This is a genomic window from Thermus sp. CCB_US3_UF1 (genome assembly GCF_000236585.1).
Classification (GTDB): domain Bacteria; phylum Deinococcota; class Deinococci; order Deinococcales; family Thermaceae; genus Thermus.
In genome coordinates this window covers 826,173-839,016 of the sequence record NC_017278.1, presented here as the reverse complement: position 1 = coordinate 839,016, position 12,844 = coordinate 826,173, and the positions used below count along the sequence as shown (strand labels likewise).

General features: G+C 69.0%; 15 protein-coding genes. 6 read left to right on the top strand and 9 right to left on the bottom strand.

Annotated elements, in window-relative coordinates; translation table 11 throughout:
• Positions 1 to 142: 142 nt before the first annotated feature.
• From leuC to ilvD, 6 genes are read left to right on the top strand one after another with little or no spacing between them, the layout of a single operon-like run.
• Positions 143 to 1,558 carry a 3-isopropylmalate dehydratase large subunit gene (gene leuC / locus TCCBUS3UF1_RS04205; RefSeq protein ID WP_014515264.1) on the top strand — a complete coding sequence of 472 codons (1,416 nt, stop codon included), beginning with the start codon at positions 143 to 145 and terminating at the stop codon, positions 1,556 to 1,558.
• Positions 1,559 to 1,568: 10 nt separating this feature from the next.
• Positions 1,569 to 2,174, top strand: coding sequence for a 3-isopropylmalate dehydratase small subunit (gene leuD, locus TCCBUS3UF1_RS04200; protein WP_014515263.1), 606 nt, complete (start codon positions 1,569 to 1,571; stop codon positions 2,172 to 2,174).
• Positions 2,171 to 3,208, top strand: coding sequence for a 3-isopropylmalate dehydrogenase (gene leuB / locus TCCBUS3UF1_RS04195; RefSeq protein ID WP_014515262.1), 1,038 nt, complete (start codon positions 2,171 to 2,173; stop codon positions 3,206 to 3,208). The genes leuD and leuB overlap by 4 nt, the downstream gene beginning before the upstream one ends.
• A 38-nt stretch (positions 3,209 to 3,246) precedes the next feature.
• Positions 3,247 to 3,780, top strand: a complete 534-nt coding sequence (locus TCCBUS3UF1_RS04190) for a Uma2 family endonuclease (RefSeq protein WP_014515261.1) — start codon at positions 3,247 to 3,249, stop codon at positions 3,778 to 3,780.
• A complete protein-coding gene (locus tag TCCBUS3UF1_RS04185; protein ID WP_014515260.1) occupies positions 3,777 to 4,511 on the top strand; it encodes an SDR family NAD(P)-dependent oxidoreductase in 735 nt (244 codons plus the stop codon). The genes TCCBUS3UF1_RS04190 and TCCBUS3UF1_RS04185 overlap by 4 nt, the downstream gene beginning before the upstream one ends.
• Positions 4,508 to 6,175, top strand: coding sequence for a dihydroxy-acid dehydratase (ilvD, locus tag TCCBUS3UF1_RS04180; RefSeq protein WP_014515259.1), 1,668 nt, complete (start codon positions 4,508 to 4,510; stop codon positions 6,173 to 6,175). Before TCCBUS3UF1_RS04185 ends, ilvD begins: the two co-directional genes overlap by 4 nt.
• Here the strand turns inward: ilvD and TCCBUS3UF1_RS04175 are convergent.
• Genes TCCBUS3UF1_RS04175 through TCCBUS3UF1_RS04135 form a run of 9 tightly spaced genes read right to left on the bottom strand, consistent with a single transcriptional unit; the run spans position 6,172 to position 12,798 of the window.
• Entirely contained in the window at positions 6,172 to 6,561 is a 390-nt protein-coding gene (locus tag TCCBUS3UF1_RS04175) for a cytochrome c (protein ID WP_014515258.1), read from the bottom strand. The genes ilvD and TCCBUS3UF1_RS04175 overlap by 4 nt on opposite strands.
• A gap of 35 nt (positions 6,562 to 6,596) precedes the next feature.
• Positions 6,597 to 7,652 carry a spermidine/putrescine ABC transporter substrate-binding protein gene (locus TCCBUS3UF1_RS04170; RefSeq protein WP_014515257.1) on the bottom strand — a complete coding sequence of 352 codons (1,056 nt, stop codon included), beginning with the start codon at positions 7,650 to 7,652 and terminating at the stop codon, positions 6,597 to 6,599.
• Complete coding sequence (locus TCCBUS3UF1_RS04165) at positions 7,649 to 8,428, bottom strand: ABC transporter permease (protein WP_014515256.1); 780 nt, start codon at positions 8,426 to 8,428, stop codon at positions 7,649 to 7,651. The genes TCCBUS3UF1_RS04170 and TCCBUS3UF1_RS04165 overlap by 4 nt, the downstream gene beginning before the upstream one ends.
• Positions 8,425 to 9,285 (bottom strand): ABC transporter permease, encoded by an 861-nt coding sequence (locus tag TCCBUS3UF1_RS04160; protein ID WP_014515255.1) that lies wholly within the window; start codon positions 9,283 to 9,285, stop codon positions 8,425 to 8,427. Before TCCBUS3UF1_RS04160 ends, TCCBUS3UF1_RS04165 begins: the two co-directional genes overlap by 4 nt.
• Positions 9,278 to 10,348: an ABC transporter ATP-binding protein gene (locus TCCBUS3UF1_RS04155; RefSeq protein WP_014515254.1), complete on the bottom strand. Its 1,071-nt coding sequence runs from the start codon at positions 10,346 to 10,348 to the stop codon at positions 9,278 to 9,280. Before TCCBUS3UF1_RS04155 ends, TCCBUS3UF1_RS04160 begins: the two co-directional genes overlap by 8 nt.
• A 40-nt stretch (positions 10,349 to 10,388) precedes the next feature.
• The gene (gene rodA, locus TCCBUS3UF1_RS04150; protein WP_014515253.1) at positions 10,389 to 11,468 is read right to left on the bottom strand and encodes a rod shape-determining protein RodA; all 1,080 of its coding nucleotides are present in this window, start codon (positions 11,466 to 11,468) and stop codon (positions 10,389 to 10,391) included.
• Positions 11,469 to 11,690 carry a cell division topological specificity factor MinE gene (gene minE / locus TCCBUS3UF1_RS04145; RefSeq protein WP_014515252.1) on the bottom strand — a complete coding sequence of 74 codons (222 nt, stop codon included), beginning with the start codon at positions 11,688 to 11,690 and terminating at the stop codon, positions 11,469 to 11,471.
• The gene (gene minD / locus TCCBUS3UF1_RS04140; protein WP_041433753.1) at positions 11,690 to 12,493 is read right to left on the bottom strand and encodes a septum site-determining protein MinD; all 804 of its coding nucleotides are present in this window, start codon (positions 12,491 to 12,493) and stop codon (positions 11,690 to 11,692) included. The genes minE and minD overlap by 1 nt, the downstream gene beginning before the upstream one ends.
• Positions 12,490 to 12,798 carry a helix-turn-helix domain-containing protein gene (locus TCCBUS3UF1_RS04135; RefSeq protein WP_014515250.1) on the bottom strand — a complete coding sequence of 103 codons (309 nt, stop codon included), beginning with the start codon at positions 12,796 to 12,798 and terminating at the stop codon, positions 12,490 to 12,492. Before TCCBUS3UF1_RS04135 ends, minD begins: the two co-directional genes overlap by 4 nt.
• Between the last annotated feature and the right edge of the window lie 46 nt (positions 12,799 to 12,844).

Genomic DNA, 12,844 nt, shown 5'->3' with positions numbered 1-12,844 from the left:
CCACGGGCCCTTTGGCCTTAGGCTAGGGGGCAATGCGGCGGGGCATCCTGCTAGACCTAGGCCGGGCGGGCCCGGCTTAGGAAAGCCCTTACCGCTTTCCCCCGGGCCCAAAGGTCCGGGGGGTTTTTTCTAGGGAGGGAGCATGGGGAAGACGCTTTACGAGAAGGTATGGGAAGCCCATGAGGTGCGCAAGCTGCGGAACGGGCAGAGCCAGCTTTTCATTGACCTGCACCTCCTGCACGAGGTGACGAGCCCCCAGGCCTTCGGCATGCTGAAGGACTTGGGGCTTAAGGTGCGCTACCCCCACCGCACCTTCGCCACCGTGGACCACATCGTCCCCACCCACGACCGCAGGGAGCCCTTCCAGGACCCCTTGGCCCAGAGCATGCTGGAAGCCCTTAGGGCCAACACCCGGGAGCACGGCATCACCTTCTTTGACCTGGGGAGCGGGAACCAGGGGATCGTGCACGTGATCGGGCCCCAGCTGGGCCTCACCCAGCCGGGGATGACCATCGCCTGCGGCGACTCCCACACCTCCACCCACGGGGCCTTTGGGGCTGTGGCCTTCGGCATCGGCACCAGCCAGGTGCGGGACGTGCTGGCCACCCAGACCCTGGCGGCGCAGAAGCTGAAGGTGCGGCGCATCAACGTGGAGGGCCGGCTGGCCCCCGGGGTCTACGCCAAGGACGTGATCCTGCACATCATCCGCCACCTGGGGGTGAAGGGGGGCCTGGGCTACGCCTACGAGTATGGGGGCAGCGCCGTGGAGGCCATGGACATGGAAAGCCGCATGACCCTGTGCAACATGTCCATTGAGGGCGGGGCCCGGGTGGGGTACGTGAACCCCGACGAGACCACCTTCCGCTACCTGGAGGGCCGTCCCTACAGCCCCCAAGGGGAGGCCTGGGAGGAGGCCAAGCGGCGCTGGCTTTCCTTCCGCTCCGACCCCGATGCCCCTTACGACGACGTGGTCACCTTCCGGGCCGAGGCCATCGCCCCCACGGTGACCTGGGGCATCAACCCCGGGCAGGCCATCCCCATTGACGGGCGGATCCCCTTGCTGGAGGAGCTTCCCGAGGAGGAACGCCCCGTGGCCGAGGAAGCCCTGGCCTACATGGGCTTCAGGCCGGGGCAGCCCATCAAGGGGGTACCCGTCCAGGTGGCCTTCATCGGCAGCTGCACCAACGCCCGCCTTTCCGACCTGCGGGAGGTGGCCCGCTTCCTGAAGGGGCACCGGGTGAAGAAGGGGGTGCGGGCCCTGGTGGTGCCGGGCTCGGAGTGGGTGGCCAGGAAGGCCGAGGAGGAGGGCATCGCCGAGGTTTTCCGCGAGGCGGGGTTTGAGTGGCGGAACCCCGGGTGTTCCATGTGCCTGGCCATGAACCCCGACCGGCTGGAGGGGGATGAGCTGGCCGCCAGCTCCTCCAACCGCAACTACAAGGGGCGGATGGGAAGCCCCCGGGGGCGCACGGTGCTCATGAGCCCCCTCATGGTGGCGGCGGCGGCGGTGGCGGGCGAGATCGCCGACGCCCGCGAGGTCTTTGGCATTGCGGTGCGCTAGGAGGTGAGCCATGCTGGAGAAGTTCACCCTGATCCGCGGCAAGGCGGTGCCCTTACGGGGCGAGGACATCGACACCGACCGCATCATTCCGGCCCGGTTCATGAAGGCCCTGACCTTTGAGGGCCTGGGCCGGTACCTCTTTTACGACGAGCGCTTTGACGAGGAGGGGAACCCCAAACCCCACCCCCTGAACGACCCCCGGTACCAGGGGGCCAGCATCCTTCTGGTGGAGGCCGGCTTTGGCTCGGGCTCCAGCCGGGAGCACGCCCCTCAGGCCATCAAGCGGGCCGGGTTCCGGGCCATCGTGGGGGAGAGCTTCGCCGAGATCTTCTTCGGGAACGCCACGGCCATCGGCCTGCCCTGCGTGACCCTGGCCCCGGAGGACCTGAAGGCCCTCTTCCAAAGGGTGGAGGAGGAGCCGGGCCTCGAGGTGGAGGTGGACCTGGTGGCCAAGGAGGTGCGCTTCGCCGGGCATAAAGCCCCCCTTTCCCTGCCCGAGGCGGCCCGGGAGGCCCTCACCCAGGGGCTTTGGGACCCCATCGGGGAGCTTTTGGAAGCAGGGGAGCTCCTGGACGCCTTTGACCGGAAGCTTCCCTACCCCAGGAGGGCGGAATGAGGGTGGCCGTGCTGCCCGGGGATGGGATCGGTCCCGAGGTAACCGAGGCCGCCCTGAAGGTGCTCAAGGCCCTGGACGAGGCCCACGGCCTGGGCCTGGCCTACGAGGTCTTCCCCTTTGGGGGGGCGGCCATCGAGGCCCACGGGGAACCCTTCCCCGAGGCGACCCGCAAGGGGGTGGAGGCCGCGGAGGCGGTGCTTTTGGGAAGCGTGGGCGGGCCCAAGTGGGATGCCCTTCCCCGGAGGCTCCGGCCAGAGACGGGCCTCTTGGCCCTGCGCAAGGGCCAGGACCTCTTCGCCAACCTGCGCCCGGCCAAGGTCTTCCCCGGGCTGGAGCGCCTCTCCCCCCTCAAGGAGGAGATCGCCCGGGGGGTGGACGTGCTCATCGTGCGGGAGCTCACGGGGGGGATCTACTTCGGCGAGCCCCGGGGGATGTCGGAGGCGGAGGCCTGGAACACGGAGCGCTACAGCAAGCCCGAGGTGGAGCGGGTGGCCCGGGTGGCCTTTGAGGCCGCCAGGAAGCGGCGGAAACACGTGGTGAGCGTGGACAAGGCCAACGTGCTGGAGGTGGGGGAGTTCTGGCGCAAGACCGTGGCCGAGGTCCACGGGGACTACCCCGACACCACCCTGGAGCACCAGTACGTGGACGCCATGGCCATGCACCTGGTGCGCAACCCCGCCCGCTTCGACGTGGTGGTCACGGGGAACCTCTTCGGGGACATCCTCTCCGACCTGGCCTCGGTCCTGCCCGGCTCTTTGGGGCTTCTCCCCTCCGCCTCCTTGGGCCGGGGCACCCCGGTCTTTGAGCCGGTGCACGGCTCCGCCCCGGACATCGCCGGCAAGGGCATCGCCAACCCCACCGCCGCCATCCTCTCCGCGGCCATGATGCTGGAGCACGCCTTCGGCCTGGTGGAGCTGGCCCGCGGGGTGGAAAGGGCCGTGGCCCAGGCCCTAAGGGAAACCCCGCCCCCGGACCTGGGGGGAAGCGCCGGCACGGCGGCCTTCACCCAGGCGGTCCTAAGCCGCCTACAATGAGGGGGATGCCGGCAACCCCGGCGGAAGGAGGTGCTCCCGTGACCCGGCACCGGATCTCCCTGGAGGAGTTCCACCGCATGGTGGAGGCCGGGGTCTTCCCCGAGGACCTGAGGCTGGAGCTGGTGGAAGGAGAACTCTTGGAGATGAGCCCCATCGGCAAGCGCCATGCGGCCAAGGTGGCCCGGCTCACCGCCCTCTTTGCCCCCTTGGTGCCGGAAAAGGCCATCCTCTTTGTGCAAAGCCCCTTGGCGGTGGGGGGGTCGGAACTCTACCCGGATCTGGCCCTCCTCAGGCCCCGGGAGGACTTTTACGAGGCCGAGCTACCCCGGGCCCGGGATGCCCTCCTGGTGGTGGAGGTGGCGGACACCCCCTTGGACCACGACCTGGGGGTGAAGCTCCCCCTCTACGCCCGGGCCGGGGTGGCGGAGGTCTGGGTGGTGGACCTAGGGGGGCAGAGGGTCCTGGTCCACCGGGAGCCCCAAGGGGAAGGTTACGGGCAGGTGGCGGTCCTGGGCCCCGGGGAGGCCCTCGAGGCCCTGGGGCAGAAGGCGGCGGTGGAGGCCTTGCTATGAGGAAAACCCTGATCCTCACCGGGGCCAGCCGGGGCATCGGCAAGGCCTTGGCCCTGGAACTGGCCAAGGCAGGCTACGACCTGGTGCTGAACGCCCGCTCGGAAGCCCCCCTGCGGGCCGTGCTGGAGGAGGTGCGGGCCCTAGGGGCCAAGGCCGAGGCCGTGGCGGGTAGCGCCGGCAAGGCCGAGGTGGCCCAGGCCCTGGTGGAGCGGGCCCAAGCCCTGGGCCCCCTGGAGGGCTTCATCCACAACGCCGGGGTCCTCCACCCCGGCCCCCTCCTCTACGAGCTGGCCGAGCCCCTCTTCCTGGAGGTGCTGGAGGCCAACCTCCTGGCGGGGTACCAGCTTGCCCGCTTCGCCTACCCTCTCCTGCGGCAGAGGGGGGAGGGGGTGGCGGTCTTCGTGGGCTCGGGGGCGGCGGAGAGCAACCTCCCCGGCATCGGGGCCTACGCGGTGGCCAAGGCCGCCGAGGAGCACCTGGCCCGGCAGCTGGCCGCGGAGGTGCCCGAGGTGGCCTGTTTTATTTACCGCCCGGGGGTGGTGGAAACCGGCATGCAGCAGGCGGCCCGGGAGGCCCAGGGGAGCGCCGCCCCTGTGCTGCACCGGGTCTTCCGCGGCTACAAGGAGGAAGGCCGCCTCCTCACCCCGGAGGCGGCGGCCAAGGCCCTGGTGCGCCTTCTGCCCCGGGCCCGTCAGTTCCACGGCAAAATCGCCACCTGGAGGGAGGCATGAGATCGGATCGCATCAAGGAGGGACTGAAGCAGGCCCCGGCCCGGGCCATGCTCCGGGCGGTAGGCGTGGGGGACGAGGACTTCCGGAAGCCCTTCGTGGGGGTGGTGAACACCTTCACCGACGGGATGCCCTGCAACCTCCACCTAAGGCAGCTGGCCCTGGACCTGAAGGCTGGGCTCAAGGAGGCGGGGCTTTTCCCCTTTGAGTTCGGGGCCCCCGCCATCTCCGACGGCATCAGCATGGGCACCCCGGGCATGCGGGCAAGCCTGGTAAGCCGCGAGGTCATCGCCGACAGCGTGGAGCTCATCGCCCAGGGCTACCTCTACGACGGCATGGTGGCCCTTTCCGCCTGCGACAAGACCATCCCCGGAGGGGCCATGGGGGTCATCCGCAGCGGGGTGCCGGGGATGGTCCTCTACGGGGGCACCATCGCCCCCGGGGAGTGGCGGGGACGGAAGCTCACCATCGTGGAGGTCTTTGAGGCCGTAGGGCAGCGGGCCGCGGGGAAGATCTCCGACGAGGAGCTTGGGGAGATTGAGCGGCGGGCCATCCCCGGGCCCGGGGCCTGCGGCGGCCAGTACACGGCCAACACCATGGCCATGGCCCTCGAGGCCCTAGGCCTCTCCCCCCTGGGCTACAACGCCATCCCCGCCGTCCACCCGGAAAAGGCCAAGGCCACCCGGGAGGCGGGGCGGATCCTGGCCGAGGCCATCGCCAGGGACTGGAAGCCCCGGGACTTCCTCACCCGAAAAAGCTTCCTCAACGCCGTGGCCGCCGTGGCCGCCACGGGAGGGAGCACCAACGCCGTCCTCCACCTCCTGGCCTTGGCCAAGGAGGCGGGGGTGGAGCTTTCCCTGGACGACTTTGACCGGGTTTCCCGCAAGACCCCGGTGATCGCCGACCTGCGCCCCTGGGGCACCTACACCGCCTGGGAGCTCTATGAGGCCGGGGGAACGGCCCTGGTCTTCCAGCGCCTTCTGGAAGCCGGCCTCCTCTTCGGGGAGGAGAAGACCCTCACCGGGCGCACCCTGGCCGAGGAGGTGGAGCGGGCCTACCGGGAGGCCGAGGGGCAGCGGGTGGTCTTCCCGGTGGAGAAGGCCCTCAAGCCCCAAGGGGGGCTGGTGGTCCTCAAGGGGAACCTGGCCCCCAAGGGAGCGGTCCTGAAGCTGGCCGGCACGGAACGCACCTTCTTTGAGGGGCCGGCCCGGGTCTTTGACGCCGAGGAAGCGGCCATGGAGGCGGTGCTCCAGGGCCGGATCCGGCCCGGGGACGTGGTGGTCATCCGCTACGTGGGCCCCAAGGGCGCCCCGGGGATGCCCGAGATGCTCTCCGTCACCAGCGCCATCGTGGGCGAGGGCCTGGGCCCCGAGGTGGCCCTCCTCACCGACGGGCGCTTCTCCGGGGGTACCCGGGGCCTGATGGTGGGGCACATCGCCCCCGAAGCGGCCATCGGCGGGCCCATCGCCCTCCTGGAAGAGGGAGACCGGGTGCGCATTGACGTGGAAAACCGCCTCCTGGAGGTCCTCCTCCCCGAGGAGGAGCTCTCCCGCCGCCAGGCCCGCTGGCAACCCCGGCCCCCCGGCTTCGCCAAGGGGCTTTTCGCCCGCTACGCCGCCCTGGTGGGCCAGGCCGATGAGGGGGCCGTCCTGGCCGACCCCGCCTAGGGGCGCTTGACCTGGTCGGGGGTGAGGTTCAGGCCCCGCCCCCGGCGCACCTCCTCGGGGGTGAAGGCCTCCCCCTTGGCCCCGAGGAGGGCCTTGAGGTGGTTGAGCAGGGCGGCGAGCTCCTCATCCTTCAGCTGGGCGAAGCCGGGCATGAGCCCGGCCTCCCCCTTTTTGCCGTAAAGGGTGGCCAGGACCAGGTAGCGCCGCCCCTCCGGGGTGGCGAAGAGGGGGGCCGCGCCCTGCAGGCCGGGGTAAGGGCGCACCCCCAGGGCCTTCTCCCCGTGGCACTGGGCGCAGGCGCGGGCCCAAAGGGCCTCCACCCCCTGGCCCCAGGCGGGGAAGGAGCCCCAGGCCAGGGTCAGGAAGGGCAGGAAGAGGCGTTTCATGAAAACAGTATAGCCCCCGCCCCCACCCCTGGCCTTTAGCGAGCCTTCACCTCGGTCCAGACCCGGTCAAAGAGGGCGATCTCCGGCCCCAGGTCCTTCAGGTACTCCAGCTTCCCCCGCACCGCCTCCGGGGGGAAGATGGTGGGGTCGGTGCGCATCTCCTCGGGGAGGAGGGGGAGGGCCCGGGCCACGGGGGTGGCGTAGCGGGTGTAGCGGGAAAGGGTAGCGGCGTTTTCCGGCTCCAGGAGGAAGTCTATGAAGCGGTAGGCCAGGTCCTGGGCCGGGCCCCGCTTCAGGACCACCAGGGCATCCGTCCACAGGGTAGCCCCTTCCTTGGGGAGGGCGTAGCGCAGGCGGGCATCCTCCTGCCGGGCCTGGAGGACATCCCCCGAGTAGGCCAAGGCCACGGCCGCATCCCCAGCCAGGATGCGGTTCAGGCCTTCAATCCCCCCGGCGAAGCCCACCGAGCGGCCCTTGGCCTCGAGGAGGAGGCCTTTGGCCTTTTCCAAGGCCTGGGGGTCGGTGGTGTTCACCGAGAAGCCCAGGTACTTCAAGGCCGCTCCGATGGTCTCCCGCATCTCGTCCAGGAGGAGGAAGGGCCCCACCTGGCGGGCGGGGTCAAAGAGGACGGCGTAGGAGTCCACCGGCCCCTGCACCAGGTCCTCCCGGTAGGCAAGGCCGGTGGTGCCCCAAAGGTAGGGGACGGAGTAGCCGAGGCCAGGGTCATAGGGCGGGTTCTGGAAGAAGGGGTCCAGGTTGGCCAGGTTCTTCAGCCTGGACTTCTCCAGGGGGGCCAGGAGGCCTTCCCGGGCCATCTGGAGCACGTAGTAGTCCGGGGCCACCACCAGGGAGAACTCCTGGTCGGCCCCCGCCTTCAGCTTGGCCAGCATGGCCTCGGGGGACTCAAAGGTATCCAGGACCACCTTGGCCCCCGTTTCCTGGCTGAACTTCTGCAGGAGCTCTTCGGGGATGTAGTCCGCCCAGTTCAGGAAGTACAGGGTGCCCGCCCCAGGGGCCGGCTTGGGGCGGAGCAGGAAAAGGCCCAGGCCCACCAGGGCCAGGAGAAGGAGCAGGATGCCCGCACGCCTCATACCCGCCTCCGGGTTAGAGCATACCCCAAGGCCAGGAAAAAGGCGCTGAGGCCCACGATGAGGGTGGAGAGGGCATGGACCTTGGGGCTTACCCCCAGCTTCACGCTGGAATAGATGTAAAGGGGTAGGGTGGTGGCCCCGGGCCCGGCGGTGAAAAAGGTGACCACGAAGTCGTCCAGGGAGAGGGTGAGGGCCAGAAGGGCCCCCGCGGCCACCCCCGGCCAGGCCAGGGGCAGGGTCACGTACCAGAAGGTCTGGAAGCCCCGGGCTCCCAGGTCGCGGGCGGCTTCCTCGAGGCCAGGGTCCAGGAGGAGGAGCCTGGAGCGCACCACCAGGGTCACAAAGGCCACCTGGAAGGTGATGTGCCCCAGGATCACCGTAAGGAGGGAGAGCTTGGGAAAGCCGAAAAGCTCCCGGCTAAAGGCGAAAAGGAGCAAGAGGGAAACCCCCATGACCACGTCGGGCACCACCACGGGGATGTAGAGGAGGTAGCGCAACACCCCTTTTCCGGGAAAGCGGTAGCGCACCAGGCCCAGGGCCAGGAGGGTGCCGAGGAGGGTGGAGACCAGGGTAGAGCCCAGGGCCACCACCAGGGTATTGAGGAAGTACTCCAAGACCCTGGGGTCCTGGAAGAGGGCCCGGTACCAGTCCAGGGTAAAGCCGGTGAACCGCACCCCCCGGCGGCTCTCGTTGAAGGAGAGGGCCACGATGACCAAAAGGGGGAGGTAGAGGAAGAGGTAGACCAGAAGGGCGTGCAGGGAAAGCCACCGCCTCATACCAGCTCCTCCAGCCCCCTTTCCCCCTGGATCCGGGCGTAAAGGTAAAGGGCCAGGAGGACAAAGGCCATGAGGAAGACGCTCAGGGCCGCCCCAAAGGCCCAGTCCCGGGTGAGGCCAAACTGCTGCTGGATGAGGTTGCCGACGAGGACCACCCGCCCCGCCCCCAGGAGGTCCGCCACCACGAAGGTGCCCATGGCGGGGATGAAGACCAACACGCTCCCGGCGAAAACCCCCGGGTAGGTCTGGGGGAGGACGGCGTGGAGGAAGGCCCTAAAGGGCCTGGCCCCCAGGTCGTAGGCCGCCTCCAAAAGCTGCCAGTCCAGGCGCTCCACGCTGGCGTAGACCGGGAGGACGAAAAAGGGCAAGAAGGTGTAGACCGTGGCCAGGAGGACGGCGAGGAAGGAGGGGTAGAAGGCGTAAGGCCCAAGGCCAAAAGCCCCCAGAAAGGCGTTGAGAAGCCCCTCCCGCTGCAGGAGGACCAGCCAGGCGTAGACCCGGATGAGGAAGTTGGTGAGGAAGGGGAGGAGGAGGAGGAAGAGAAGGAGGTTCCGCCGGGGGTGGCGGGCGATGTAAAAGGCCAAGGGGTAGCCCAGAAGGGCGGAAAGGAGGGTGGCCAGGACCCCGATGAGGAGGCTTTGGGCGAAGGCCTCGAGGTAGACGGGCTCCAGGGCCCGGGCGTAGTTGTGTACCCCCAAGGGCCCCCCCAGCTCCCCGTAAGGCCCCCGGGTGAGGAAGGAGGCCAGGAGGACCAGAAGGGTGGGCAGGAGGACGAAGAGGAAAAGCCAAAGCCCCCCGGGGCCCACGGTCACCAGGATGCGGAAGAGGCGCTGGAAGGGGGTGGCCGCCTCATTCATGGACCACCACCAGGTTCTCCGGGGGAAGGTAGCAGAAGACCTCCTCCCCGTAGGCAAACTCCTCGGCTCCCGGCTCTTGCAGGTCCTGGTTCAGGGTGTAGGCCAGAAGCCGCACCTCTCCCGCCCGCAGGTAGTACTGGTTCTCCGCCCCGGTGTAGACGATCTCCTCCACCCGGGCCCGCACCAGGTTCTCCCGCGCAGGGGCCCCGTTGCCCGCAGGGTAGAGGCGGATCTTCTCCGGACGGATGACCAGGTGCCCCTCCGCCCGCAAGGGCTCCCGCAGGCGCAAAGGCCCCAAGGGGGTCTCCGCCCCCATGGGGTGGGGGCGGGCGGGGAGGAAGTTGGAGCGGCCCAGGAACTCGGCCACAAAGCGGTTTCTGGGCCGCTCGTAAACCTCGTCGGGCAGGCCCAGCTGCTCAATCCGCCCCGCCCGCATGACCGCGATGCGGTCCGACATCACCAGGGCCTCCTCCTGGTCGTGGGTGACGAAGATGAAGGTCTTACCCAACCGCCTCTGGAGCTGCATGAGCTCCACCCGAAGCTCCTGGCGCAGCCTGGCGTCCAGGGCGGAAAGGGGCTCGTCCAGGAGGAGGACCTCCGGCTCCAGGACCAAGGCCCGGGCCAGGGCCACCCGCTGCTTCTGCCCGCCGGAAAGCTCCCGGGGATAGCGCCTTTCCAGGCCCAAAAGGTCCACGAGCTCCAGGGCCCAGGCCACCTTCCTGCGCACCTCAGCCGGGGGCAGGCCCTGCATGCGCAGGCCGAAGGCCACGTTCCCCTCCACGGTCATGTGGGGGAAAAGGGCGTAGTTCTGGAAGACGGTGTTGACTGGGCGGGCGTAGGGGGGTACCCCGGCCATGTCCCGGCCCGCGATCTCAATGCGCCCCGCATCCGGGGTGTCAAACCCCGCCAGGAGCCTAAGCAGGGTGGTCTTGCCGCACCCCGAGGGGCCCAGGAGGCTGAAGAACTCCCCCCGGTGGACCTCGAGGTCCACCCCGTCCAGGGCCGCCACGTTGCCAAAGCGCTTGCGCACCCCGGAAAGCCGCACCAGCACGTCCCTGGCCACGGGGCCTAGTTTAGCAGGTGGGCCCAGGTGGGCAAGGACCCTAAGGCTCCGCCCGGTCCCGGTGGACCAGCAAGACCAGACCCAGGGAAAGGAGGGTGGCCATGAGGCTAGACCCCCCATAGGAAAAGAGGGGCAGGGTAAGGCCGGTCACCGGCATCACCCCCAAGGCCACCCCCAGGTTGACCAGGATCTGGAAACCCAGCATCCCTCCTACCCCCGCCAGGAAAAGGCGGTCCGAAGGCTGCGGGCACTCCAAGGCCAAGGAGAAGAGGCGCACCAGGAGGAGGGCGTAAAGCCCAATCAGGGCCACCGCCCCCACAAAACCCCATTCCTCGGCCCAGACGGCAAAGGCGAAATCCGTATGGCGGAAGGGCACAAAGCCCAGCTGGGTCTGGGTACCCTGGCCGTACCCCTTGCCCAAGAGCCCCCCCGAGCCGATGGCGATGGTGGACTGGATCACCTGAAACCCCTGGCCCAGGGGGTCCCGGTAGGGGTCCAGCACGATCAGGACCCGCTCCCGCTGGTAGGGCTTGAGGTTGGGCCAGACCACGGTGGGCACCAGGAGGACCAGGGCCAGGACCCCGACCCCAAGGTGCTTGGCGGGAAGGCCCCGGACGAAGAGGACGGTGAAGGCCCCGAAGAGGACCACCAGGGTGCCCCCCAGGTCGGGCTGGAGGAGGAGGAGGGCGGCCACGGGCAGGGTAAGGAGGCCGGGAAGGAGGTAGTCTCCCACCCGGCGCACGGCCCGGCCCTGCAAAAGGCGGGCCAGGGCCAAGACCAGGCCCAGCTTGGCCACCTCCAGGGGCTGGAACTGCAAGGGGCCCAGGACGAACCAGGCCTTGGCCCCGTTGATCTCCCGTCCAAAGAGGAGCACCGCCACCAGGAGGAGGAGGGAGAGGGCGTAAAGGGGGTAGGCCCAGGCGAAGACCGCCCGGCGGGAAAGGAACTGTACCCCCACGGCCAGGAGGAGGCCGAGCCCTAGGGCCACGGCCTGCCGGGGGAGGAGGCTTGGGTCTGGGGCCGCGCTGTGCAGGTTGACGAGGCCCAAGGCGGCGAGGGCCAGGGTCAGGAGGATGAGGCCCCAGTCGTAGGCCAGGAGGTTGACCCGGCGCCGGAACATCTACTTGAGGGGGATGTCCGCCACCAGGACCATCTTCTCCCCCCGCTCCTCCAGGGCCACGGAAAGCCCCTCCTCCTGGGCGGGGAAGTAGCGGCGGAGAACCTCCAGAAGGTCCCGCTTCAGGCTCTCCACCAGGCCTGGGGAAAGCCGGGCCCGGTCGTAGGCCAGGACCAGCTTGAGCCTTTCCTTGGCGGTCTCCTTGCTCCGCTTACGCCACCACATCAGCCCCCTCCGAAGAGCCTGCGGATGACGCTCAGGAAGCCCTGGGCCTCTTCCAGCTGGCGGAAGGGCACCTCCTCTCCCCTTAGGCGCCGGGCGGTGTCCATGAAGGCCTGGGCAGCTGGGCCCGTCCCCTTTAGGACCAGGGGCTCCCCCTGGTTGGTGGACACGATGACCCCCTCGTCCTCGGGGATGATGCCGATGGGCTTGAGGCCCAGGATCTCCACCACGTCCTCCACGGAGAGCATGTCCCCCCGGGCCACCATCTTGGGGCGGAGGCGGTTGATGAGGAGGTAGTTCTCCCGGATCTCCCGGGCCTCGAGGAGGCCGATGATGCGGTCGGCGTCCCGCACGCTGCTCACCTCGGGGTTCACCACCACCAAGGCCCCTTCCGCGGGGGTGGCGGCGGTCTGGAAACCCTTCTCAATCCCCGCGGGAGAGTCGATGAGGATGCGGTCAAAGCCCTCCTCGGCCAGGAGGAAGGCGATGAGGTCGCGGAACCTGGCAGGGTCCAGGGCCTCCTTGTCCTTGGTCTGGGAAGCGGGGAGGAGGTAGAGGTTTTCCACCCGCTTGTCCCGGATGAGGGCCTGCCGGGGCTTGGCCCGCCCCTCCAGGACGTCGATGAGGTCAAAGACCACCCGCCCCTCAAGGCCCATGACCACGTCCAGGTTCCGCAGGCCCACGTCCACGTCCACCACCGCCACCTTCTCCCCCAGCTTGGCCAGGGCCGCCCCCAGGTTGGCGGTGGTGGTGGTCTTCCCCACCCCCCCCTTACCCGACGTGATCACAATGGCTCTCGCCTTCACCGTACCTCCTCCTGGGCCATATCCAACACCTCTTCCAATCCGTGCAAGAAATCCAAAACCCGCCTGCCCCGCGGGGTCAGGGTGTATTCTACCCGAGGCGGCACCTCCGGGAAGGCCCTGCGGTCCACCAGACCCAGAAGGTGAAACTCCCGCAGGCGTTCGGCCAGGGTGCGGGGGGAGAGGAGGAGGGAGCTCTCCAGGTCGGAGAAGCGGGAAGCCCCCCGGCTTAAGGCCAAGAGGACCTCCGGAGCCCCCCGCCGGGCCAGAACCTTGAGGACCTTTCGGGCGTTGCGGGTTAGGGCCATGGCCCAATGCTAGCAAAAAGCAACCTAGCTATGAAGGGGCGAAGCC

What these genes read in the sequence shown, in the direction of transcription:
- leuC (WP_014515264.1), top strand. Translation starts at nt 143, where the DNA reads ATGGGGAAGACGCTTTACGAGAAGGTATGGGAAGCCCATGAGGTGCGC.
- leuD (WP_014515263.1), top strand. Translation starts at nt 1,569, where the DNA reads ATGCTGGAGAAGTTCACCCTGATCCGCGGCAAGGCGGTGCCCTTACGG.
- leuB (WP_014515262.1), top strand. Translation starts at nt 2,171, where the DNA reads ATGAGGGTGGCCGTGCTGCCCGGGGATGGGATCGGTCCCGAGGTAACC.
- TCCBUS3UF1_RS04185 (WP_014515260.1), top strand. Translation starts at nt 3,777, where the DNA reads ATGAGGAAAACCCTGATCCTCACCGGGGCCAGCCGGGGCATCGGCAAG.
- ilvD (WP_014515259.1), top strand. Translation starts at nt 4,508, where the DNA reads ATGAGATCGGATCGCATCAAGGAGGGACTGAAGCAGGCCCCGGCCCGG.
- TCCBUS3UF1_RS04175 (WP_014515258.1), bottom strand. Translation starts at nt 6,561, where the DNA reads ATGAAACGCCTCTTCCTGCCCTTCCTGACCCTGGCCTGGGGCTCCTTC.
- TCCBUS3UF1_RS04170 (WP_014515257.1), bottom strand. Translation starts at nt 7,652, where the DNA reads ATGAGGCGTGCGGGCATCCTGCTCCTTCTCCTGGCCCTGGTGGGCCTG.
- TCCBUS3UF1_RS04165 (WP_014515256.1), bottom strand. Translation starts at nt 8,428, where the DNA reads ATGAGGCGGTGGCTTTCCCTGCACGCCCTTCTGGTCTACCTCTTCCTC.
- TCCBUS3UF1_RS04160 (WP_014515255.1), bottom strand. Translation starts at nt 9,285, where the DNA reads ATGAATGAGGCGGCCACCCCCTTCCAGCGCCTCTTCCGCATCCTGGTG.
- rodA (WP_014515253.1), bottom strand. Translation starts at nt 11,468, where the DNA reads ATGTTCCGGCGCCGGGTCAACCTCCTGGCCTACGACTGGGGCCTCATC.
- minE (WP_014515252.1), bottom strand. Translation starts at nt 11,690, where the DNA reads ATGTGGTGGCGTAAGCGGAGCAAGGAGACCGCCAAGGAAAGGCTCAAG.
- TCCBUS3UF1_RS04135 (WP_014515250.1), bottom strand. Translation starts at nt 12,798, where the DNA reads ATGGCCCTAACCCGCAACGCCCGAAAGGTCCTCAAGGTTCTGGCCCGG.